Below are 26,054 nucleotides of genomic sequence, written 5' to 3' on the forward strand. Positions count from 1 at the left end.
AAACCGTTATCAGAGTATTTTGGGATTGAAATTTGACCTGGAAAAGTGTCAAAACCAATGGCAACAGAGGGGGAAAATCGAGCCTTTTGAGTTGGCACGCACAGATAGAAGCGATCGCTTTCTGATTCCCGAAAAACTCTATGGACGGGAAACCAACGTACAGCGATTACTCGACGCTTTCGATCGCATCGCCGCCCTAGGAACCACAGAAATGATGCTGGTGGCTGGGTTTTCCGGCATTGGGAAAACAGCGGTGGTCAATGAGGTTCACAAGCCGATTGTCAAACAGCGGGGCTACTTTATCAAAGGGAAATTTGACCAATTCAATCGTAACATTCCCTTCTCGGCTTTTGTCATCGCCTTCCGGGATTTGATGGGACAATTGCTGGGAGAATCGGATGCCGACTTAGCCCGCTGGAAGGCAAAAATCCTGGAAGCTGTGGGCAAAAATGGTCAGATCCTGATCGATGTCATTCCCGAACTCGAAGAGATTATCGGCAAACAACCGCCTGTTCCCGAACTCTCTGGTAATGCGGGTCAAAATCGCTTTAACTTATTTTTGCAAAAGTTCATTGCTGTATTTGCGAAGTCAGAACATCCCCTGGTGATGTTTTTAGACGATCTGCAATGGGCAGATTCCGCATCACTCAACCTCTTGAAGGTGTTGATGGGCGATCGCGATTCGGGTTACTTATTGGTGCTGGGAGCCTATCGAGAGAACGAAGTCTTCCCCGCTCATCCCTTGATGTTGACTTTAACCGAACTGAAGAAGGAGCGAGCCGTTATTTCCACCATTACCCTCAAACCCTTAGCTGTAAATCACATCAATCAATTAGTCGCCGAAACCCTCAGTTGTGGGGAAAAACTAGCTCAACCCCTCACCGAATTGGTTTATCAAAAAACCCAAGGCAATCCATTTTTTACCACTCAGTTCTTGAAAGGGCTGCACGAAGATCGACTAATTGCCTTGAATCGCAACTTGGGCTATTGGGAATGCGATCTCGTCCGAGTCCGCGATGTCGCACTGACAGATGATGTAGTGGAATTCATGGCAGGGCGCTTGCAGAAATTACCGCCCGCCACCCAGAAGGTGTTGAAATTAGCCGCCTGTATCGGCAATCCGTTCGATCTTGAGACCTTAGCAACCATCTGCGAAGAGCCAGAGGAAGAGGTTGCTGCCAAGATCTGGCGTGCCCTTCTTGAAGGACTGATTCTTCCCACCAATGAAGCCTATAAGTTCTTTCACGGTTATGGGGTAGACGATCAACTCAAGGATGTCGTATCGGCCGGTTATCGTTTCTTACACGATCGCGTCCAACAAGCTGCCTACTCCCTGATTCCAGAAGAGCAAAAACAAGCCACTCACTACCATATCGGACAACTGCTGATGCAAAATCTTTCGTCCGAGACCAAAGAAAATAAAATTTTTGAAATTGTCAATCAACTCAATTTCGGTACCATATTTATCAGGGACTGGACGGAGAAAGAGGAATTAGCTCGTTTGAATCTCAGTGCGGGGCGAAAAGCTAAAACTTCCACAGCGTATGCTGCCGCCGTTAAATATTTTTCCATCGGTCGAGAGTTATTGGGAGTGCAGAGCTGGCATTTGGCTTACGAACTGACCTTAGCACTGTATAAAGAATCTGCCGAAGCTGCCTATTTGAATGCTGACTTTGAACAGATGGAGCAGTTGTCTGCCGAAGTCTTGCAAAAGGCAAAAACATTGCTCGATAAAATTGATGTCTATATCACCCAAATTCAAAGCAATATTGCTCGGGTCAAACTGTTAGAAGCAATCCGAATTTCACTGATGGTACTGAACCTCATTGACGATCGCATTCAATTACCCGAACAACCCGATCGAGCCGACTTTGAACGAGCCTTAGCCCAGACGCGATCGACGATCGGCGATCGCTCAGTTGCAGACTTGTTAAACTTACCCGAAATGGAAGAGCCGTACCAATTAGCAGCCATCCGCATCTTATCCAGCGTTGCTCCCCCTGCGTACTTTGCCTTTCCCGCACTCTTCCCATTAATTGCCATGAAGATGGTCGATCTGTCGATCGAATTCGGCAATACCTCTGCCTCGGGTTTTGGATATGCAATGTACGGCTTCATTCTTTGCGGGGTAGCGAACGATATTGAGTTGGGCAGCCAGTTTGGGGAACTAGCATTAGGTTTGATCGATAAATTAAACGTCAAGGGGACTGCCGCTCGGGTTTTACCTCTTGTCGGTCACTTGATTAAGCCTTGGCGAGAATCGATCGATGACAACCGGTATTTACTCCGTAAAGGGTATCAAGTGGGCTTAGAAACAGGGGATTTAGAATTTGCTGGATATTCAGCATCGTTCTATTGCTTTGACTCCATGTTTATCGGCCAAGAATTAGAGAGTCTCGAACAAGAGTTTTTTGCCTATAGCGAGGCGATCGCTCAACTAAAACAAGAACACGTACTGCATCAGATCCATCTTTCCCATCAGACGATCCTGAATTTATTGGGTCGCTCCGATAATCCTTGCGCTCTGATTGGAGAGGTTTACAATGAAACCGAGATGGTGCCGTTGCACGAGGAAGCGAATAATCGAACGACCCTTGCTTTTATGTACGTTGCCAAACTCAGCCTCTGTTACCTTTTTCAAGATTATGAACAAGCTGTAGAAAGTGCTGCCGGTGCGGAAAAATATTTAGATGGTGTGGTGGCCATGCTCTGTACGGTTTTGTTCTACTTCTATGATGCTTTAGTTAAAATTATTTCGGTTACCAAGACCAACAGCAAAAGCGAACAAAATCATCTCCTCGAGCAAATTGAAAGCCATCAAACTAAGATGAAATATTGGGCGGATAACGCCCCCATGAATTATCTACATAAATTCCATCTCGTAGAAGCAGAACGCAATCGAATTCTGGGTCAGAAAGCTGAAGCAATTGAAAATTACGATCGTGCCATTTCTGGAGCGAAAGCAAACGGGTACATTCAGGAAGAAGCGTTAGCCAAGGAATTGGCAGCGAAATTCTACCTCGACTGGGGCAAAGAAAAATTAGCCGCAGATTACATGCAAGATGCCTACTATTGTTACTCCTGTTGGGGAGCCAAAGCCAAAGTTGAAGATTTAGAACGACGCTATTCAGCCCTTCTCAAACCCATTCTTGAACTGCCAACCCCTAGCTTAATACCGACAACTTCCCTGAAAACCTTAACGGCAGGAACGATTTCCAAAACCACGACGGAAACCTCAGCCTTGTTAGATTTTGCTACCTTGATGAAAGCCTGTCGTACCCTCTCTGAGGACATCGATTTAGAGAGCGCGATCGCTAATTTAATGCAGGTGTTACGGGAAAATGCTGGTGCCGAAACTGTCGCCTTAATGCTTTGTCAAGAAGGAGTTTTGATGCTAGTGGCTCGTGCAGTTGGAGAGGAGACGATCGCCATTAAACCCCTCCCTGTTGAAATCAGTAACGCCGTTCCTTTAAGTATTGTCAATCAAGTCAAGCGCAGCCAACACCCTTTACTGCTAGAAAATGCCAGCAAAGAAGTGGCTCTGGCTGGAGATAATTACATCCAACACTATCAACCCCAATCGATTCTCTGTCTTCCTTTAGTCGTTCGCGCAGCGTCTCTGAAAGAGAATCGTGCTCAACTGCAAGGTATTCTTTATCTAGAAAACAACCATTGTGCCGGTGCATTTACTAACGATCGCATGGATATCCTCCAACTGCTCTGCTCCCAAGCGGCGATTTCCCTGGAAAATGCTCGCTTATATCAGCGATCGCAACAAATGGCTAAGAATTTACAACAAGCGCTAACGGACTTGCAGCAGACCCAACTTCAATTGGTGCAAAATGAAAAAATGGCCACCTTGGGAAGTCTCGTGGCTGGGATTGCCCACGAAATTAACAATCCCGTCAGCTTTATTGGGGGGAATATTAACGCTGCACAAGAACATTTGCAAGATTTACTAGAAATCCTCACGCTCTATCAAGACAATGCATCGACTCCTCCATCCATAGCTGAAGAGATTGAAGACCTTGCTCCTGAATTTATTGCCGAAGATTTTCCCAAACTGATTGCATCCATGCAAATCGGCTGCGATCGCATCGGTAATATCAGCACATCTTTGCGAACGTTTTCCCGCAAGGATACAGATACAAAAACAGAGTTTAATTTGCATGATGGCATTGATAGTACCCTGCTCATTTTAAAATATCGCCTCAAAGCGAATGAAAAGCGTCCAGCTATGGAAATTATCACAAATTACGGGCAAATCCCCCAAGTAAAATGTTATCCAGGGCAAATCAATCAAGTGTTTATGAATCTGTTAGCCAATGGAATCGATGCTTTAGATGAACGCAATCAGGGTAAAACGTTTGCACAGATAGAACAAGACCCCAATCGGATTACAATTGAGACCCAATTGAGTGCGGATCGACAGATGGTGACGATCTCCATTATCGATAATGGCACGGGGATGTCAGAAGCAGTAAAAAAACGTATCTTCGAGCAAGGATTTACAACGAAAGCAGTGGGGAAAGGAACCGGCTTAGGCATGGCGATCGCCCATCAAATTATTGTTGAAAAACATGGTGGAGCGATCGCCTGTCGCTCGGAACTCGGTCAAGGTACAGAATTTATCATGTCTCTGCCCGTGAATTAATAGCGATCGCGATCGCACTCAGTTATCGAATTGATTGGATAAAATGAGCATAGTATCTATGATCTCTTATCATACCAACGCAGTGGCAACTCTTTCCGGCTATCAACTAGGACAGCATCTTTATGAAGGTCCTCGCACCCTCGTTTATCAGGGTACGCGCCTGTGTGATGGCGCTTCAGTGATCGTCAAAATACTGCGGACTCCCCATCCCAGCTTTAGCCAATTGGTGCAATTTCGCAATCAATATGCGATCGCTCGCCATCTGCAACATGCCAATATTGTCACTCCTCTAGCTCTAGAGAGCTACGGCAATGGCTACGCTCTCATTATGCCCGATTCCAAAGCCATGGCGCTGCATGATTATTGGCACCAATTCAATCCCAATTTAGAAGAGTTCTTCGCCATTTCCCTACAACTTGCCGATGCCCTACACTATCTCAGTCAAGAACAGATTATTCACAAAGATATCAAACCCGCCAACATCCTGATTTGCCCGCACAGCAAACAGATTAAATTAATCGATTTCAGTATTTCCAGCTTATTACCAAAAGAAACCCAAACCATTCAAACGCCTAACAGTTTAGAAGGAACCTTAGCCTATTTATCTCCCGAGCAAACTGGACGCATGAATCGAGGCATTGATTATCGCAGTGACTTCTATTCTCTGGGCGTAACTTTATACGAATTTCTGATCGGGAATCTACCCTTTAATAGTAACGATCCTTTAGAATTAATTCACGCTCATATCGCCCAAAATCCGGAACCGATTAGCACGTGGGTCTGTTTGGGAGGACAATTGTGTCCCGAACCCCTTTCAGACATCATCTTAAAATTAATGGCGAAAAATGCCGAAGATCGCTATCAGAGTGCCTTGGGACTCAAATACGACCTGAAAAAATGTCTAAAAGAATATAAAAAAACAGGAAAGATTGCGTCATTTACGTTGGGAGAACGGGATTTGTGCGATCGATTCCTGATCCCCGAAAAACTTTACGGACGAGAACGCGAAGTTGAAACCCTACTCGAATCTTTCCATCGCGTCGCTACCGGCGAAAGCGAAATGATGCTAGTCGCCGGATTTTCTGGGATTGGTAAAACCGCCGTTATTAACGAAGTTCATAAACCTATTGTTAAACAGCGTGGCTATTTTATCAAAGGCAAATTTGACCAATTCAATCGCAACATTCCCTTCTCTGCCTTTGTCCACGCCTTCCGAGATTTTATGGGGCGATTGCTAAGAAAATCCGATTCTGCATTAGCTCACTGGAAACAGAAAATCCTGGAAATGATCGGCGAAAATGGCCGAGTTCTGATTGATGTCATTCCCGAACTCGAGCGCATTATTGGAGCCCAGCCTCCTGTTCCCGAACTCTCCGGTAGTGCTGCCCAAAATCGCTTTAACCTCCTCTTAGAAAAATTTATCGCCGTCTTCACCACCAAAGAGCATCCTTTAACCCTATTTCTCGATGACTTACAATGGGCAGACTCCGCCTCATTAAATTTGCTTAAAGTGTTAATGGGAGACCGCCAAACGGGATATTTACTCCTGTTGGGAGCCTATCGAGATAATGAAGTCTTCCCTGCTCATCCCTTGATGTTAACTTTGGCTGAATTACAGAAGCAACAGACCAAAATTTCGACCCTTACCCTAACTTCTTTGTCAGTTTCTCACATTAACCAGTTGGTTGCAGAAACGCTCAGTTGCTCCATAGATATAGCAGCTCCTCTAACCCATTTAGTCTATCAAAATACAAAAGGAAATCCTTTTTTTACTACTCAATTTTTAAAAGGACTATATGAGGATAAATTAATTGAATTCGATCGCAATATCGGGTTTTGGCAATGCGATCTAGTGAAGGTGCAAGATTCGGCTCTGACTGACGATGTGGTGGAATTTATGGCTCGGCGATTGCATAAGTTGCCAGAAGAAACTCAAAATGTTTTAAAATTAGCGGCTTGTATTGGCAATCGCTTCGATTTAGAGACCTTAAGTATCATTTGCAAAACAGCTTTTGAAGAAGTGGCAGCGGCCTTGTGGGGCGCTTTACGAGAAGGATTAATTTTACCGCAGAGCGACGCTTACAAGTTCTTCCAAGACTGGAAAAATGGGACAGAAAAAGCCGATGCAGTTACCGTCAATTATCGCTTTTTACACGATCGCGTTCAACAAGCAGCTTATTCTCTGATTCCTCCCGAACGCAAATCATTGACTCATTATGATATTGGATATATTTTACTCGACAAACTGTCAGGTTCCGAGAGAGAAGAATCGATCTTTGACATCGTCGGTCATCTCAATTTAGGGATCGAGTTAATTACCCAAGAATCGCAAAAAAAGGAACTAGCCCACTTAAACTTAATCGCCGGACAGAAAGCAAAACATGCTACAGCTTATGGCTCGGCATTTAAGTACTTAAAACAAGGAATTGACTTACTCCCCGACCATCCTTGGGACAGTCTCCATCAATTAACCCTAAATTTGTACTGCGAAGCGATGCAGAGTGGATACTTAAGTGGCAATATTAGCGAATCTGAAACGTTAGGCGAGATCGTTCTGCAACAAGTCCAGGATCAACTCGATGCGATCGAAGTTTACGAGACTAAAATTCAAATTTATATTACCAGTCGGCAGACAGCACGAGCCATTGATATAGGCTTAGATGCTTTGGCGATGATGGGGATGTCTTTGGAGGATATTACCCATAGCGACAAGAATGCAATCGTCTTACCTGACATTGATACAGTTGCTGACTTATTAGAAGCAACAAATCCGTATTATTTAGCAAAAATGCGGATTTTGACTGCCATTACTTCAGCCGCTTTAATTTCCCGCCCCGATCTCTTATTTGACATTGTCAGCATCCAAGTTCTGCTTTGTCAGGATAATGGTTATTCTGCCTTAGCTGCCTTTACCTATAGTTGGTATGGCGCTCTTCTATGCACCAATTCTAGCGTGATCGATCTCGGATATCAATCGGGTCAATTAGCGATCGCCTTATTAGAACGCTTTCAAGAACAAGCTCGCGTCGAGAAATGCAGTATTTATAATATGGTTTATACCTTTATCATCCCTTGGAAGCAACACGTCAGAGACAGTTTATCGTATTTATTAGAAGGCAGTCAAAATGGATTAGATGTTGGCGATTTTGTCTATGCCGGTTATTGCATCGAAAATTATTGCGCTTATCTCTTTTTAACTGGGGGAGAACTTCCAGCAGTCAGTCAACAACAATCCATCTATATTGAATTGATGCAGAAAATCAAAAATGACTATGCTGCCAATAATATCAGCGTTTGGCGGCAACTGAGCGCTAATTTACTGGGACAATCAACACAGATTACACGTCTCGATGGAAAGTATTTAGATGAGGACACTGTAGAGCAAAATTGGCAAGAATCCCAGTTGGGTTGGTCTCTCTTTAATCTATATTTAGCCCAGACCATGTTATTGTCCTACTTTGGCAACTGGACTGAAGCTATTGCTAAGGCAGAACTCGCCCAAAAATATGCCATCTCTGTCGGCGCTTGGATGCCGATCGCCATTCATAATTTTTATTATTCTTTAGCTTTATTAGCAAGCTGTCAGGATGCGTCATCGCAATACCCAGACATTCTGCTTTTAGTCGAAACTCAGCAAAATACCTTACGTGAATGGGCGCAATATGCGCCAATGAATTACCAACATAAATGGGATTTAGTCGAAGCTGAACGGCAGCGCGTTTTAGGGAATAAAGCAGAGGCTATGGAGTTCTACGATCGAGCCATTGCTGGAGCAAAAGAAAACCAATACTTGCCAGAAGAAGCGATTGCTAATGAACGAGCAGCTCTTTTTTATCTCGACTGGAATAAAGAAAAAGTGTCTGCCAGCTATATGCAAGAAGCTTATTATTGCTATTCTCGTTGGGGGAGTAAAGCCAAAATCGAGGCTCTCGAACAAGACTATCCGCACCTACTCATTCCCATTCTCAACCAACCTAAATTCAATTTAAACACGAATGGAACCATTAGTACAGTTAATGAACTAACAATTTCTGAAAATACCACAGAAACGGGAAATTTATTGGATTTAGCCACTCTGATGAAAGCTTCGCGCACACTCTCGCAGGAGATTGAGTTAGATGACTTGCTCTCGACTCTAATGAAGATTGTCATTGAGAATGCAGGGGCGACTAAAGGTGCATTGTTATTAACCAATGAAACTGACTTGATAATAGAAGCTATTGCCATTCGTTCTAATGCAAGTAATCCCCTACAACTGGATTCCTTACATCAATCAATTCCCCTAGAAAACTATCCCGATTTACCCAAAGGATTGATTAATTACGTTCGGCGGACTGCAAAAACTATTCTTTTAGACGCAAAAACTGCACAAACTCAATTTGCAACCGATCGCTATTTCCTGAATTCTCCCCCTCAAAGTGTACTCTGTTTTCCGCTCTTGGAACGAGGGAAATTCATTGGCGTACTTTACTTGGAAAATCAATGTACTACCGATGCTTTTAATCGCAATCGTATCGAAGTTTTAGATATGCTTTGCGCTCAAGCGGCAATTTCTCTAGAAAATGCCAGACTTTATCAGCGATCGCAGCAAGCCTTCCAAGATTTGAAAAATGCTCAATTACAATTAGTTCAAAATGAAAAAATGGTAACTTTGGGAAATTTAGTTGCTGGGGTCGCTCACGAAATCAATAATCCAGTGAGTTTTATCAGTGGAAATATTAGTGCAGCTCGGGAATATTTGCAGGATTTGCTGGATGGACTTTCTTTATATCAAAATAATGCCGATATCACTGGGGATATTGCCACAAAAATCAAAGATCTAGATTTGGAGTTTGTGGTAGAAGATTTTCCTAAACTCATGACATCCATGGAAACGGGATGCGATCGTATTCATAATATCAGCACTTCCTTGCGCACCTTTTCTCGCACAGACACTGCCAGCAAAACAGAATTCGATCTTCATGATGGTATAGATAGTACCCTATTAATTTTAAAATATCGCCTCAAAGCCAACGACGAGCGTCCTGCTATTGAAATCATTAAAAAATATGGCACGATCGTACCCATTCAGTGCTACCCTGGACAACTGAATCAAGTCTTCATGAATCTGCTTGCTAATGCTATCGATGCTTTAGAAGAAAGCAATGAAGGTCGAACCTTGACAGAGATCGAAAAAAAAACGAATCAGATTACCATTGAAACCGAATTAGCTGACGATAAGAGTCATGTTATCGTCAAAGTTATTGATAATGGTATGGGGATGCCAGAATCTGTACAATCTCAGATATTTGAGCAAGGATTTACGACGAAAGCAGTTGGTAAAGGCACGGGGTTAGGAATGGCGATCGCTCATCAGATTATTGTCGAAAAACATGGTGGAGCGATCGCTTGTCAATCAGAAATCAGTAATGGTACGGAATTTAAGATCATTCTTCCGGTAACTTAGAGTGCATCTCTTTCTAGTCATTAACTGGGGAATATCAAGCTTCACAAGTTTTTCACAATTTTGGCCTAAACTCTAAAATATACTAGGTCATATCGGGTTAAAAATCTTTATGACTATGATGTCAGTTCGTTTTCCAAAAATTGCCGACTATCAAGCGATCGAACTCATCCACCAAAGCGATCGTATCTTCGTCTATCGCGCTCACCGAGAGAATGATGGGCGATTGGTCATTATCAAATTAATGGGTAATGAACATCCTTCCTTTAACGAATTAGTTCAATTTCGCAATCAATACGTCATCAGCAAAAATCTAGGTCTAGAAGGCATCGTCAAACCCTACGCCTTAGAGCGCTACGAGAATCGCTATGCTCTGATTATGGAAGATGTGCAGGGGATCTCTTTAGCCGAATACCGAGGCAGAAACCCCCTCCCCCTGTCCCAATTTTTCAGCATTGCCATCCAACTTGCAGAAATTTTGCACCAACTCCATCAAAATCAAATTATTCATAAAGATATTAAACCCACAAATATATTGATTCAGCCCCAAACCCAACAGATTAAACTCATCGATTTCAGTATTTCTACCTTATTGCCCAAAGAAACCCAAACTGTAAAAACACTGAATGTACTAGAAGGCACTCTTGCCTATATTTCCCCCGAACAAACCGGACGCATGAATCGAGGTATTGACTATCGCAGCGATTTCTATGCCCTTGGCATAACCTTGTACGAACTCCTTGCAGGACGCTTGCCCTTCAATAGCGACGATCCAATGGAATTGGTTCACGCCCATATCGCCCAGCAGCCGATCTCTCCTTGCGATTGGTTGAATGGCAACGGAGAAAACCATCCCCAGAGCCTTTCAGATATTATCTTGAAATTGATGGCGAAGAATGCCGAAGCGCGCTATCAGAGCGCCCTCGGACTCAAATACGACCTCGAAAAATGTCGGCAACAATGGCATGAAAAAGGCATCATCGCGCCGTTTGTTCTGGGAGAGCGCGATCTGTGCGATCGCTTCATCGTCCCCGAAAAACTTTACGGACGAGTCAAAGAAGTTCAAGCTCTACTCGATACCTTTGAAAGGGTCGCCAAGGGCAGCAGCGAAATGATGCTCGTTGCTGGATTTTCCGGCATTGGTAAAACCGCAGTTATTAACGAAGTTCACAAACCAATCACCAGGCAGAAAGGATATTTCATCAAAGGCAAATTCGACCAATTCAATCGCAACATTCCTTTCAGCGCCTTCCTACAAGCCTTCCGAGATTTAATGGGGCAATTACTGGGAGAATCCGATCGTGAATTGGTTGAGTGGAAAGCCCAAATACTAGAAGCAGTGGGAGAAAACGGTCAAGTTCTCATTGATGTCATTCCCGAACTACAATACATTATCGGACAGCAACCCCCTGTTCCCCAACTAGAAGGCAGTGCTGCTCAGAACCGCTTTAATCTGCTTTTTGAAAAATTTATCGCTGTCTTCACCACAAAAAAACATCCCCTAACTCTGTTTCTTGATGACTTGCAATGGGCGGACTCGGCATCATTAAATTTGCTGAAAGTGTTGATGGGAGTAACTCAGATGGGCTATTTGTTGCTGTTGGGAGCATATCGGGATAACGAAGTCTTTCCTGCTCATCCGTTGATGTTATGTTTAGGGGTGTTAGAAAAAAAACAGACGAGAATTTCGACAATTACTTTAGCACCTTTGTCTGTTAATCACATCAATCAATTGGTTGCTGAAACTCTCATTTGTTCGGCAGACTTAGCCACTCCCTTAACTAATTTAGTCTATCAAAAGACAAAGGGAAATCCATTTTTTACGACCCAATTCTTAAAAGGATTGCGTGAGGATGGGTTGATTACCTTTAATCAAAATTTGGGATATTGGGAATGCGATTTAGTCAAGGTAAGAGATGCAGCTCTCACAGATGATGTGGTAGAATTTATGGCCCGAAGGTTGCACAAGTTGCCATCAGAAACGCAAAAAGTATTGAAATTAGCAGCTTGTATTGGGAATCAATTTGACTTAGAGACTTTAGCCATTATCTGCGAAACGCCTTCTGAAGAAGTAGCAGCCAATCTGTGGAGCGCCCTGCGAGAAGGGTTAATTTTACCTCAGAGCGAAGCCTATAAGTTTTTCCAAGAATGGGAAAAAGGTGAAGAGAAAGCGGAGGGGATCGCAGTAGGTTATCGGTTTCTACACGATCGTGTACAACAAGCAGCTTATTCCTTGATTCCCGAAAATAAAAAAGTACAGACTCATTTCAATATTGGTCAGCTTTTACTCAAGACAATTGCCCCCTCTCAGCGGGAAGACTATATCTTTGATATCGTCAGCCATCTCAATTTGAGTATCGAGTTAATTGGCGAACAGACTAAACGAAATGAGTTGGCTAAATTAAATTTAGTTGCAGCGAAAAAAGCGAAGTCTTGTACTGCCAATGCAGCAGCATTTGATTACCTCAATATCGGACTGAATTTATTGGCAGACGATACTTGGCAAGCTGAGTACGAACTGACTCTCAATTTGCACTTAGAAGCCACAGAAGTCAGCTATCTGAAAAGTGATTTTGACAGTATGGAGCGGTTAGGGAAAATTGTTATCGATCGCGCTCGTACTGTTGTCGATCGGATTAAGGTGTACGAAACCCAACTTCAGGCTTATGCCGTTCAAAGCCGATTTGGTGATGGTATTGATGTCGGGTTACAATGCTTGCGGCTTCTCGGCATAGATTTATCTGATAATCCCGATATGACAGAAATTGAGTCTTGGTTGGCACGAACTCAAGCAGCTCTAGATCCATTTACCTTAGAAGAATTACTCAATCGTCCCGAGATGAAAGAACCCAAAATCCTATCGGCAACGCGACTTTTATCGCGGTTGGTTCCGATCAGTTATTTTGGTCGTCAGAGTTTATTTCCCTTGCTTGCTTGTCAAGGAATTTTGCTCTCATTAGACTATGGAGACGCTATCGATACCCCAGTATCTTACATCAACTATGCTTTCTTTTTATGCAATCCCGGTTTCGATCGTTTTGGTCAAGCTTATGAATATGGGAAGATGGCCAAGCAAATTATTGAGAAGCAAAATAATACTCTCCGCTATACTTTCGTCTGGAATAATTTTTATGCCTATGTCTCGCCGTGGCGATCGCATTTGCGCGATGGCATTACGCCTCTGAATGAAGCATCTCAAAAAGCCATAGAAGTCGGAGATTTGGAATTTGCTGCGTATGCACTGACAAACGGATTGCTCTTGGCTTATTGTTCTGGAATAGAACTCGATATGCTGAAGCTAGACTTAGAGAGAGGAGTTGACTTTTGTCACTCGATCCGATTTGAAGGATTGGCTATCTATACGGCTTGCATTTTACAAGTTGCGTTTAACTTAGTTGATAATGTAGAAGATCCTTGCTGTTTGCAAGGAAATTTTTATGATGCCCAAGGAGCAATTGATAGCTTTCAGAAGAGCAAGCACTTACTGGGTCTGTCTATTCATTACTTTAGTCAATTACAACTTAATTATCTCTTTGGAAATATGGCGGAAGCGAAATATTTGCTTGCTGAAGTAGAGACGTATTTACCTGGTATTGGTGGCTTTTTGTTGTTGCCTCATTTTGCATTTTTAGCAGGATTAAATTATCTCAAATTAGTAGAATTAGAAAAAGATAATGAAGAAAAATGGTGGAAAAGTAGCGAACATTGGATCTCGCGTCTCAAATTTTGGGCGGAAAATGCCCCGATGAACTGCCAGCATAAATCCGATCTACTGGAGGCGGAACGGTGTCGAATTTTAGGAGAAAAGTTGAGAGCAATAGAACTCTACGATCGCGCGATCGCTGGAGCTAAAGAAAATGGCTTTATCCACGAAGAGAGCCTGGCTAACGAACTCTTCGCCAAATTTTACCTCGACTGGGGACGAGTCAAAGAAGCCGCCGTCTATATGCAAGAAGCCTATTACGGCTATGCTCGTTGGGGAGCCAAAGCCAAGACCAACCACCTCGAACAACACTATCCTCAGTTATTAAAGCCCATTCTGCAACGCGATCGCCCTTCTTCTGGCTCGGGTAAGAGCATTTCTCACAGTACCAGCCATTCTCAAACCGTGGCCGATATTGCCTCGATTCTGGACTTCTCTTCTTTACTCAAAGCCTCTCAAATCCTCTCGGGAGAAATCGAACTCGAAAAGCTGCTCTCCACCCTCATGAAGATTATTCTTGAAAATGCTGGAGCGACAAAAGGGGCATTATTATTAACCGGCGAAAAAGGGTTGAGCGTAGAAGCGATCGCCACTCACACCGATGCAGAAAAAGAGTTAGAATTCGCTTCTCTACATCAATCCCTTCTCCTCAATGATTATCCCGATTTACCCGCTGGATTGATTAACACTGTGCGACGTACCGCAGAAACCACCCTCTTAGATGGGAAAACTGCCCAAACACAATTGCCGGGCGATCGCTATTTATTACGGTTCTCTCCTCAAAGTTTACTCTGTTTTCCCCTCCTGGAACGAGGCAATTTAATCGGGATTCTTTACTTAGAAAATTGTCTGACTGCCGATGCGTTTACCTACGAGCGCGTAGACATATTAGAGGCCCTCTGCGCCCAAGCGGCTATCTCCTTAACCAATGCCCGGCTGTACCAACAGGCACGGCAAGCCTTAACCAATCTGCAACAGACCCAATTGCAACTGGTGCAGAATGAAAAGATGGCGACATTAGGCAATTTAGTCGCCGGAGTGGCTCACGAAATCAATAATCCGGTTGGGTTTATTGGCGGGAATGTGGGGATGGCGCAAGAATATTTGCACGATTTACTGGAAGTCCTTTCGCTCTATCAAGAAAATGCCTCCCTACCCGAGCCAATTATGGAAGAAATCGAAGACCTCGATCCCGAGTTTATCGCCGAAGACTTCCCCAAACTAATTGCATCCATGCACTCCGGTTGCGATCGCATTCGCAACATCAGCACATCTTTGCGAACATTTTCCCGAACCGATACCGACAAGAAAACCGAATTTAATCTGCATGAAGGTCTTGATAGTACCCTATTAATCCTCAAATATCGCCTCAAAGCCAACGAGGAAAGACCGAGCATTAAAATTGTCAAAAATTATGGGGAGATTCCCGCCGTCAAATGCTGCCCCGGACCAATCAATCAAGTGTTCATGAATATCTTGGCCAATGCGATCGATGCTTTGAATGAAAGTAATGAAGGAAAAACTTTTCAAGAAATCGACACAGCCCCCAATTGCATTACAATCGCGACGGAATGGCACGAGCAGAGCGAGCGAGTAATCGTCAGAATCGCCGATAATGGAACGGGAATGCCAGAAGCCGTGAAAGTGAAACTATTTGAGCAAGGATTTACGACGAAAGAAGTCGGAAAAGGTACGGGGTTGGGAATGGCGATCGCTAAATCCATTATTGTAGAAACACATGGCGGACAGATCGCCTGTCAATCGGAACTCGGAAAGGGTACAGAATTTATCATTTCTGTACCAGTGAATTAAGCTGGTAAATTAAGAGCGATCGCATTGACCTATTTAAACTGATTAGATCGGACGATCGCAATGCCTATTATCTCTCTAATCATACCAAAGCAGTGACAACTCTTCCTGGATATCAACTCGGACCATGTCTCTACGAAGGTCCTCACACCCTCGTTCATCAGGGTATGCGCCTTGGTGATAGCACTTCAGTAATCGTCAAAATACTGCGGAGTGCCCATCCGAGCTTTAGCCAATTAGTTCAATTTCGCAACCAATATGCGATCGCCCGCCATCTGCAACATGCCCATATCGTCACTCCTGTGGCTCTAGAGCGCTACGGCAACGGCTATGCTCTGATTATGCCCGATTCCGGAGCCATAGCCTTGAGTGATTATTGGCAGCAGTTCTCCCCCAATCTGGAACAATTTTTGGCGATCGCCCAACAACTAGCGGATGCCCTACACTATCTCAGTCAAGAACAGATTATTCATAAAGATATCAAACCGGCAAATATCCTGATTCACCCAGAAACCCAACAAGTCCAATTAATCGACTTTAGCATTTCAACCCTACTGCCCAAAGAAAGCCAAACGATTCAAACGGCCAATACATTAGAAGGAACCTTAGCCTATTTATCCCCGGAACAAACCGGACGTATGAATCGAGGGATTGATTATCGCAGTGACTTCTATTCTTTGGGAATAACATTTTACGAACTGTTAACGGGAACCGTTCCCTTTGTGAGTGACGATCCGTTAGAACTGATTCACGCTCATATTGCCCAAAATCCCAAACCCATAGACAGAGAAGACATTCCCCAAGTCCTTCGCAATCTGATCTTCAAATTAATCGCCAAAAATGCTGAACAGAGATATCAGAGTGCCTTGGGACTCAAATGGGACTTAGAGAAGTGTCTTGAGCAATATCGAGAAACGGGAACAATAGAGCGATTTGAATTAGCGCAGCACGATCGCTGCGATCGCTTCATAATTCCCGAAAAACTCTACGGACGAGAACCCGAAGTTCAAACGCTATTAGAAGCCTTTGAAAGAGTCGCAGAAGGGAACTGTGAAATCGTTTTAGTAGCGGGATTTTCTGGGATTGGTAAAACCGCTGTCGTCAACGAAGTTCACAAGCCCATCGTCAGACAACGGGGCTACTTTATCAAAGGAAAATTCGACCAATTTAACCGCAATATTCCCTTGAGTGCTTTTGTCATCGCCTTTCGAGACTTAATGGGACAATTACTCGGAGAAAGCGATGCACAGTTGCAAGAGTGGAAAGGAAAAATCCTAGCAGCAGTGGGAGAAAGTGGGCAAGTTCTCATTGATGTGATTCCCGAACTCAAATGTATTATCGGGGCGCAACCTCCCGTGCCTGAACTTTCGGGAAATGCGGCTCAAAACCGCTTTAACCTCCTGTTTGAGAAGTTTATCGCCGTCTTCACAACTCAAGAGCATCCCTTAACTCTCTTTCTGGATGATTTGCAATGGGCAGATTCAGCCTCGTTAAATTTGTTGAAAGTGTTGATAGGAGAGAGTCGAACGGGATACTTGCTCCTGTTGGGAGCCTATCGAGATAATGAAGTGTTCCCAACTCATCCGTTGATGTTGTGTTTAGGAGAATTAGAGAAGCAACAGACAACGATTTCGACCATTACTTTAGCGTCCTTATCAGTGAGTCATATCAATCAATTGGTGGCGAAAACCCTCAGTTGTTCGGTGGAATTAGCTGCGCCTTTAACCGATTTAATCTATCAAAAGACGAAAGGCAATCCCTTCTTTACCACGCAATTTTTACAAGGATTGCATGAAGAGGGGTTGATTGCGTTCAATGATAGTTTGGGATATTGGGAATGCGATTTAGTGAAGGTACGAGAAGCTTGCCTGACTTCAGATGTAGTCGAATTTATGGCCGGACGGTTGCATAAGTTGCCAGAAGCCACGCAAAACATCCTCAAATTAGCCGCCTGCATCGGCAATCAATTTGACCTAGAGACCTTGGCGATTATCTGCGAAAAGCGATCGGAGGAAGTGGCTGCTAATTTGTGGAGTGCCTTGCGAGAAGGATTAGTTTTACCTCAGAGCGAAGCCTATAAGTTTTTTCAAGGATGGGAAAATGAGGAAAAGCAAATTGCTGATGTTGCTGTCGGTTATCGCTTCCTGCACGATCGCGTCCAACAAGCCGCCTATTCCTTGATTCCCGAAAATAAAAAAGTACGAACTCACTTCAATATTGGCCAGCTCTTACTCAAGACCATCGACCCGTCTCAACGGGAAGACTATGTCTTCGATATTGTCAGGCATTTTAATCTTAGTGTAGAGTTAATTGACGAACAAGCTCAACGATATGAACTGGCTGAATTAAACTTAATCGCTGGAAAAAAAGCTAAGTCTTGCACCGCAAATACGGCAGCCTTTGAGTACCTCAATATAGGCCTCAGTTTATTAGCAAATGATGCTTGGCAAGCCGAGTACGAACTGACGCTCAACTTGCATTTAGAAGCAACAGAAGCCAGTTATCTCAAGAGTGACTTTGAAAACATGGAGCGGTTAGGACAAATCGCGATCGATCGCGCCCGCACTCTCGTCGATCGGATTAAAGTTTACGAAACACAACTTCAGGCGTATTCAGTTCAGAACCGATTTATTGACGGTATTGACACAGGGTTACGATGCTTGAAGCTACTCGGAATAGATTTTCCCGATAATCCCGATCTGGCAGAAATTGGATCGTGGTTGGCACGAACTCAAGATGCTCTAGAACCATTTACCTCAGACGAATTACTCAATCGTTCTGAGATGAAGGAGCCACGAATACTATCAGCAATGCGGATTTTATCGCGCTTGATTCCGTTAAGTTATTTTGGTCGTCCGAGTTTATTTCCTCTCATTGCTTGTCAGGGAATACTGCTCTCATTAGAATATGGGAATACCATCGATACACCAGTATCCTACATCAACTATGCTTTGGTTTTATGCAATCCGGGTGTTGATAAGTTTCGGAAAGCTTACGAATATGGTAAAATCGCCCAGCAAATTATTGAGCAACAAAATAATACCCTCCGTCATGTTCTGGTATGTAATAACTTTTATGCTCATGTCTCGTTTTGGCGATCGCATTTTCGCGATGGTATATCCCCTCTAGGTGAAGCCTATCAAAAGGGCATAGAAGTTGGAGAGTTAGAGTATGCAACTTATGCACTAACTAACCGATTGCTCTTAGCTTATTGTTCCGGAATGGAACTCGATATCCTGAAATTGGATCTAGAGAAAGCGATTGATTTTTCTCGATCGATTCACTTTGAAGGGACAGGGATTTATACGGCTTGCATTTTACAGCTCGTTTTTAATTTAATTAGTAATGTAGACAATCCTTGTTCTTTGCAGGGGGATTTCTATGATGAACAAAGAGAAATTGAAAACTTCAAAAAGAGCAACAGTTTGGTAGGATTATCCGTTCACCATTTTAGTAAATTGCAACTGACTTATCTCTTTGGAAATATTGCAGAAGCTCAATATTTTGTTGCGGAAGCACAGACTTATTTAGATGCAGTTGGAGGCTATTTATTTTTACCCAATTTTGCCTTTTTAGGAGGTTTGACTTATCTGGCATCAGTGGAATTAGCAGAAGGTGTAGAGAAAGAAACCTATTGGCAATGCAGCGAACATTGGAGTACGCGTCTCAAAGCTTGGGCAGAAAATGCTCCCATGAACTACCAGCATAAATCGGATTTACTGGAGGCAGAACGGTATCGGCTTTTAGGAGAGCACTGGAGAGCGATGGAACTCTACGATCGCGCCATAGCCGGAGCCAAAGAAAATGGCTACATCCAAGAAGAAGCCCTAGCCAACGAACTCTTTGCTAAATTCTACCTCGACTGGGGCAAAGAAAACTATGCTGCCCTTCATATGCAAGAAGCCTACTATTGTTACGCCCGTTGGGGAGCAAAAGCTAAGACCAACCAACTCGAAACCAAATATCCCGAACTGCTTGCCTCGATTCTGCAACAGTCTCAGCTACAGTTATACAGCAGTCAAACTATCACGTCTAGCTTGACACAAACGACGAGTTTTAGCACCACCAGTGGCTTAATGCTTGACTGGACAACGGCGATGAAAGCGTCTCAGTTCCTATCGAGTGAAATCCACTTAGATAAGCTGGTCTCGGCCTTGATGAAAGCAGCCATGGAAAATGCCGGAGCAGATAGCGGAATTTTGCTACTGAAGCAACCGAAAAGTTGGCAGGTTGTCGCCCGATACTCGCAAGAAAATAGCAAATTTTATTCTCCGGAAATAACAGAAAAAGGCGCTCTGCCGACCAGCGTGATCAATAAAGTGAAACACACCAAAGAAGCAATTATCGTTAACAGTTGCCCTGACGATACTCAGTTTGCCGGCGATCTCTATCTACAACAAGAACAACCTCTAAGTTTTCTGTGCGCGCCCATCCTCAATCAAGGCAAGCTAATCGGTATTCTCTATTTGGAAAATCATCTAGCAGTGGGAGTTTTTACACAAAATCGCGTGGAATTGCTCAATATGCTCTGTTCCCAAGCGGCGATCTCTCTGGAAAATGCCCGCCTCTACGAACAGTCCCAAGACTATGCCCAGAAATTGGAACAATCCCTTGAAGAGCTGCAACAAGCGCAACTGCAACTGGTACAAAGCGAGAAAATGTCAGCTTTGGGAAATTTAGTCGCAGGAGTAGCCCACGAAATTAATAATCCCGTAGGATTTATTGCCGGAAACATAGACCCTGCTAGAGATTATGTGCAAGACTTGTTGGGATTAATTGACCTTTATCAGCAAGAATATCCAGAGCCAAAGGAAGCAATAGAAGAAGAAATAGAAGCGATAGATTTAGAGTTTCTCAGAGAAGACTTACCACAACTGATTTCTTCAATGCAAGAAGGAACGGATCGCATCCGTCACATTAGCACGTCTTTACGCACCTTCTCGCGCACAGATAAGGAGTATAAAGTGCCGTTTAACTTACATGAAGGTCTCGATAGCACATTGCTAATTCTCAAACATCGCCTGAAAGCTAACGAGGAGCGTCCGGCAATTGAAATTGTCAAAGACTATGGAGAGTTGCCAGAAGTGCAATGTTTTCCGGGGCAACTGAACCAAGTATTTATGAATTTGATGGCTAATGCCATTGATGCCTTAGATGAGGGCAACCAAGGATGCAGTTTTGACGAGATTGCTAATCAGATCAAGATTACCACCTCAGCAACGGTAGAAAAGGTGATTGTCACAATTGCCGATAATGGTACAGGGATGCCAGAAGAAGTGAGAGAACGGATCTTCGAGCAAGGATTTACAACTAAGGCAGTGGGTAAAGGTACGGGGTTAGGAATGGCGATCGCTCAATCAATTATCGCTCAAAAACATGGTGGTAAGATTACCTGTACGTCTCAATTGGGCAAAGGCACTCAGTTGGAGATCTCCATACCCATTGGGAACTAACCCGTCGATTCTAGAGTGTATACCATAGCCCAAAGATGAGATCGCGATCGCAGCTCAGTGGCGATCGCGATCAGACAATTGAAGCAAATACAATTATCTACCATTAGCATAAAAGAATAGCAAAAAAGCTCCAACCCAATGACCCCAACACTTCCCGGCTATCAAATTGGCTCAAAAATCTATGAAGGAGAGCGAACCCTAGTCTATCAAGGAACCCGCCTATCCGACTCCCTAAACGTCGTGATCAAATTATTACGCAACGCCTACCCCAGTTTTAGCGAACTGGTACAGTTCCGCAACCAGTATGCCATTTCTAAAAACCTGAACTCAACGGGCATTGTCGTACCCCTAAGCTTGGAGCGCTATGGCAATGGTTACGCCTTGATTATGGAAGATTTAGGAGCGATATCTCTAGACAAAGCCGTAGCAAAAGAGCAGTCCTTAGACCTAGGAAAATATTTAGATATCGCCATTCAACTTGCGGATACCCTACAAGAACTCGATTGCCAGCGAGTCATCCACAAAGATATTAAACCCGCAAATATTCTCATTCAACCCAAAACGCAACAGGTTAAATTAATTGATTTCAGCATAGCATCCCTACTCCCTCGTGAAGCCAAAGAAGTAAAAAACTTCAACGTTTTAGAAGGAACTTTAGCCTATATCGCTCCAGAACAAACCGGTCGAATGAATCGAGGCATCGACTACCGTAGCGACTTCTATTCTTTAGGAGTAACCTTATACCAACTGCTCACCGGAATCTTACCCTTTGCGAGTAACGATCCAATGGAGTTGGTACATTGCCATATTTCACAACAGCCCATACCGCCAGCAGACGTAATAAACAACTCATCAAATCTTGAAATCCCGTCCGTGGTTTCAGATATGGTAATGAAACTGATGGCTAAAAATGCAGAAGAGCGATACCAGAGTGCATTGGGATTAAAATTTGACCTAGAACACTGTCTCAAACAATGGCAAGAAACGAGGAAAATAGAACCCTTTGAGTTAGCCACACGGGACATAGCCGGACGCTTCCTGATTCCTGAAAAACTCTATGGACGAGAAACCGAAGTCGAGACCTTACTAGCCGCATTTGAGCGAGTCGCCCAATCTCCCCTCACAACCGACTCTTTACAACCCACTCCCCATGCTGAAATGATGCTAGTGGCTGGCTTTTCCGGCATCGGTAAAACCGCCGTCGTCAACGAAATTCACAAGCCAATCGTGCGAGAACGGGGCTATTTTATCAAAGGAAAATTTGACCAGTTTCAACGCAATATTCCCTTTAGTGCTTTAGTCATCGCCTTCCGGGATTTAATGGAGCAGTTATTAGCCGAATCAGATGCTCAGTTAGCTCAGTGGCAGACCAAGATTCTTGCTGCCTTAGGCGAAAATGGGCAAGTGATGATTGACGTGATTCCTGAATTAGAGTCAATCATTGGACAACAGCCGCAAGTCGCCAAACTCTCCGGCAATGCGGCCCAAAATCGATTCAATCTCTTGTTTGAGAAATTCATTCAAGTGTTTGCCACCAAAGAGCATCCCTTAGTCCTTTTTATTGACGATCTCCAGTGGGCAGATTCAGCCTCTTTGAACTTAATGCAACTGCTCATGAGCCAAAGCGATACTGGTTATTGGTTCTTCTCGGAGCTTATCGGGATAACGAGGTATCACCCGCCCACCCCCTGATACTAACTCTAAAAGAATTGGGTAAATTGGGAGCGACGATTCATACGATAACCCTCGAACCTTTAATGAAAGCCGATCTCAATCGTTTGGTCGCAGACACCCTGAGCTGTACTCAAGAAATAGCTCAACCTTTAACGGAATTAGTTTATCAAAAAACCAAGGGAAATCCCTTTTTTGCTACTCAGTTTCTCAAGGGATTGCATGAAGATGGTTGGATTGTTTTCGATCGCGATCTCGGCTATTGGCACTGCGACTTGACAACAGTGCAGCAGTTGGCACTAACCGATGATGTCGTAGAGTTTATGGCCACTCGGCTGCATAAGTTACCGGAAGAAACCCAGGAGATTTTGAAGTTAGCTGCTTGCATTGGCAATCAGTTTGACTTAGAGACTTTGGCCATTGTCAGCGAACTCGAGCAGATTGAAGCGGCTGATTCTTTGTGGAAGGCGCTACAAGAGGGATTGGTTCTACCCCTAAGCCAGACCTATCAGTTTTTCCAACGCAATGAGGTGGAGGAAAAAGTACAAGTATCAGAAACATTAGTGAGCTACAAATTTTTACACGATCGCGTCCAACAGGCAGCCTATTCCTTAATTCCTCAAAATCAAAAACAGGTCACGCATCTCAATATTGGGCGCTCTTTGGTCAATAAAATCCCCAAAAATGAATGGGAAGAAAGGATTTTTGATTTCATCGACCACTTGAATTTAGGGGTCTCCTTAATAGATCGACAACCCGAACGGGAACAATTAATTCAGTTAAACTTGATGGCAGGATGTAAGGCTAAATCCACAACCGCCTATTCTGTGGCTCTTTCTTATTTAACTAGAGCGATCGAATTGCTCCCCGATCGCTGTTGGGATCTTCACTATGACTTGACCCTCAACATTTATGAAAATGCAGCAGAAGCGGCTTATCTGAGTCGTGAATTTGAACAACAACAAGAATTCACCCAAATCGTTCTCCATCGTTGCGATCGCATTCTCGATCGGATCAAAGTTTATCAAGTGGAGATTGAGAGTAAGATTGCTCAAATCCAAAAATTAGAAGCCATTCAATTAGGTTTAGACGTTCTGCAAAACTTAGGAATTGACTTCCCGGCAGAACCCACGCCCGAACTGATTCAGCAAGCCCTAACCGATACCCAATCACTTTTAGCTGATATCGACATTCAAACCTTAGCCGACTTGCCCCCCATGACCGATGAAAAAAGTTTGGCTGCTTTGAAAATCATGGTCAGTATTGTCCCAGCAATTGCCCAATCTTCTCCCGCCTATTTTCCCCTAATTACCTGTGAAGAAATTCGGTTATCAATTCAATATGGTGATTCCCCCTTCGCTAGTTGTGGTTATGCCGATTTTGCTCTAATCTTAAGTTTGGATGGTGGAGAGGTAGCGCCAGCGGCTCAGTTAGTCAAATTAGCCATTGAACAGACCAGAAAAAAACAAGCGATCGTCGCCAAAAGTAGCGTTTTATATAAAATTGCATCATTTATCATTCCCCGCCAGCGTCTGTTAACAGAAAGTCTGCCTTTACTACTGGAAGCCTATCGCAGTGCTTTGGAGAGTGGCAATCTGGCCTATGCGGGGTATTCTATTACAGAAGTTTGCCAGTATGCCTATTTAGGAGGTCGGACTTTACCAGACATTCAGGAACAATTGGTTATTTACGGTCATGCTCTCAATCAAATTAAACAAGACAACACCCGGCTATATAACCGATGCCTACTACGGCTATGCCCGCTGGGGCGCGAAAGCCAAAACCGATCAACTTGAAGAAAAATACCCCCAACTACTTGTCTCCATTCTGCAACAGCCTCGCTTGGAATTACAGAGCGGTGAAACCGCGATCGCAACTCATACTTTGCCTCCAACAGGCAGTTCAAGTACCAGCACAATTAGCTCAATCCTCGATTGGGCAACGGCGATGAAAGCCTCCCAGTGCCTATCGAGTGAAATGCACCTGGACAAACTGGTCTCAACCTTAATGAAAGCAGCCATAGAAAATGCCGGAGCTGATGGCGGCATTCTGCTCTTGCAGCAACCAGAAGGTTGGCAGGTTGTCGCTCGATACTCCCAAGAAGGTGGGGATTTGTCTTCGACCAAGGTATCGACTGAACCCTCTATTCCCACTAGTGTGATTAATAAAGTTAAACGCAGTCAAGAAGCAATTATTATTAACGATTTCCCTGACGATGCCCAGTTTGCCGGCGATCCCTATCTACTACAAGAACAACCCCTGAGTTTCCTGTGTGCGCCTATCCTCAATCAAGGCAAGCTGATTGGTATTCTGTATTTGGAAAACCATCTCGCCGTAGGAGTGTTTACGCGCGAGCGGATGGAACTGCTCAATATGCTTTGTTCCCAAGCGGCTATCTCGATGGAAAATTCCCGTCTCTACGAACAGTCCCAAGACTATGCCCAGAAATTGGAACAATCCCTTGAAGAGCTACAACAAGCCCAACTGCAACTGGTACAAAGTGAAAAAATGTCAGCTTTGGGCAATCTAGTGGCAGGAGTAGCCCACGAAATTAATAATCCCGTGGGATTTATTTCTGGAAATATAAACCCAGCGCGAGATTATGTGCAAGACTTGTTGGGATTAATAGACCTGTATCAGCAAGAATATCCCGAGCCAAGTGAAGCCATAGAAGAGGAAATCGAAGCAATGGACTTGGAGTTTGTACGCTCGGATTTACTGGAATTGATTTCTTCCATGCGATCGGGAACTAATCGTATCCGCCATATCAGCAATTCTTTACGAACCTTTTCGCGCACAGATAAGGAGTATAAAGTCCCGTTTAACCTGCATGAAGGTCTCGATAGCACATTGCTGATTCTCAAGCATCGCCTGAAAGCTAACGAGGAGCGTCCAGCGATTGAAATTATCAAAGAGTATGGAGAATTGCCACAAGTGCAATGTTTTCCGGGACAACTCAACCAAGTGTTTATGAATTTGATTGCCAATGCTATTGATGCGTTGGAATCAGCAAATGAAGGATGCAGTTTTGACGAGATTGCCAATCAGATTAAGATTACCACTTCAGCAACAACCCAAGAGGTCACCATTCGGATTGCCGATAATGGTATGGGGATGCCAGAAGAAGTGAGAGAACGGATCTTCGAGCAAGGATTTACGACTAAAGCGGTGGGTAAAGGTACGGGTTTGGGAATGGCGATCGCTCAATCAATTATCGCTCAAAAACATGGTGGTAAGATTACCTGTACGTCTCAATTGGGCAAAGGCACTCAGTTGGAGATCTCCATACCCATTGGGAACTAACCCGTTGATTCTAGAGTG

The 26,054-nt window shown here is 43.9% G+C and carries 5 protein-coding genes and 1 pseudogene; all 6 read left to right on the top strand.

Annotated features, from left to right (window positions below; genetic code table 11):
* The first annotated feature begins 25 nt into the window (after nt 1-25).
* Entirely contained in the window at nt 26-4,654 is a 4,629-nt protein-coding gene (locus tag PN466_RS11855; protein WP_271939846.1) for a trifunctional serine/threonine-protein kinase/ATP-binding protein/sensor histidine kinase, read from the top strand.
* Between the two features lie 58 nt (nt 4,655-4,712).
* Complete coding sequence (locus tag PN466_RS11860) at nt 4,713-10,100, top strand: trifunctional serine/threonine-protein kinase/ATP-binding protein/sensor histidine kinase (protein WP_271939847.1); 5,388 nt, start codon at nt 4,713-4,715, stop codon at nt 10,098-10,100.
* Between the two features lie 115 nt (nt 10,101-10,215).
* Nucleotides 10,216-15,612 carry a trifunctional serine/threonine-protein kinase/ATP-binding protein/sensor histidine kinase gene (locus PN466_RS11865; RefSeq protein ID WP_313898590.1) on the top strand — a complete coding sequence of 1,799 codons (5,397 nt, stop codon included), beginning with the start codon at nt 10,216-10,218 and terminating at the stop codon, nt 15,610-15,612.
* 92 nt (nt 15,613-15,704) lie between these two features.
* Nucleotides 15,705-21,062: a trifunctional serine/threonine-protein kinase/ATP-binding protein/sensor histidine kinase gene (locus tag PN466_RS11870; protein ID WP_271939848.1), complete on the top strand. Its 5,358-nt coding sequence runs from the start codon at nt 15,705-15,707 to the stop codon at nt 21,060-21,062.
* 138 nt (nt 21,063-21,200) lie between these two features.
* Nucleotides 21,201-23,638: pseudogene (locus tag PN466_RS26635) on the top strand (ATP-binding protein); the annotation flags it as partial.
* 1,072 nt (nt 23,639-24,710) lie between these two features.
* Entirely contained in the window at nt 24,711-26,036 is a 1,326-nt protein-coding gene (locus PN466_RS25965) for a sensor histidine kinase (RefSeq protein WP_449314329.1), read from the top strand.
* The last annotated feature ends 18 nt before the right edge of the window (nt 26,037-26,054 follow it).

The organism is Roseofilum reptotaenium CS-1145 (genome assembly GCF_028330985.1).
Classification (GTDB): domain Bacteria; phylum Cyanobacteriota; class Cyanobacteriia; order Cyanobacteriales; family Desertifilaceae; genus Roseofilum; species Roseofilum reptotaenium.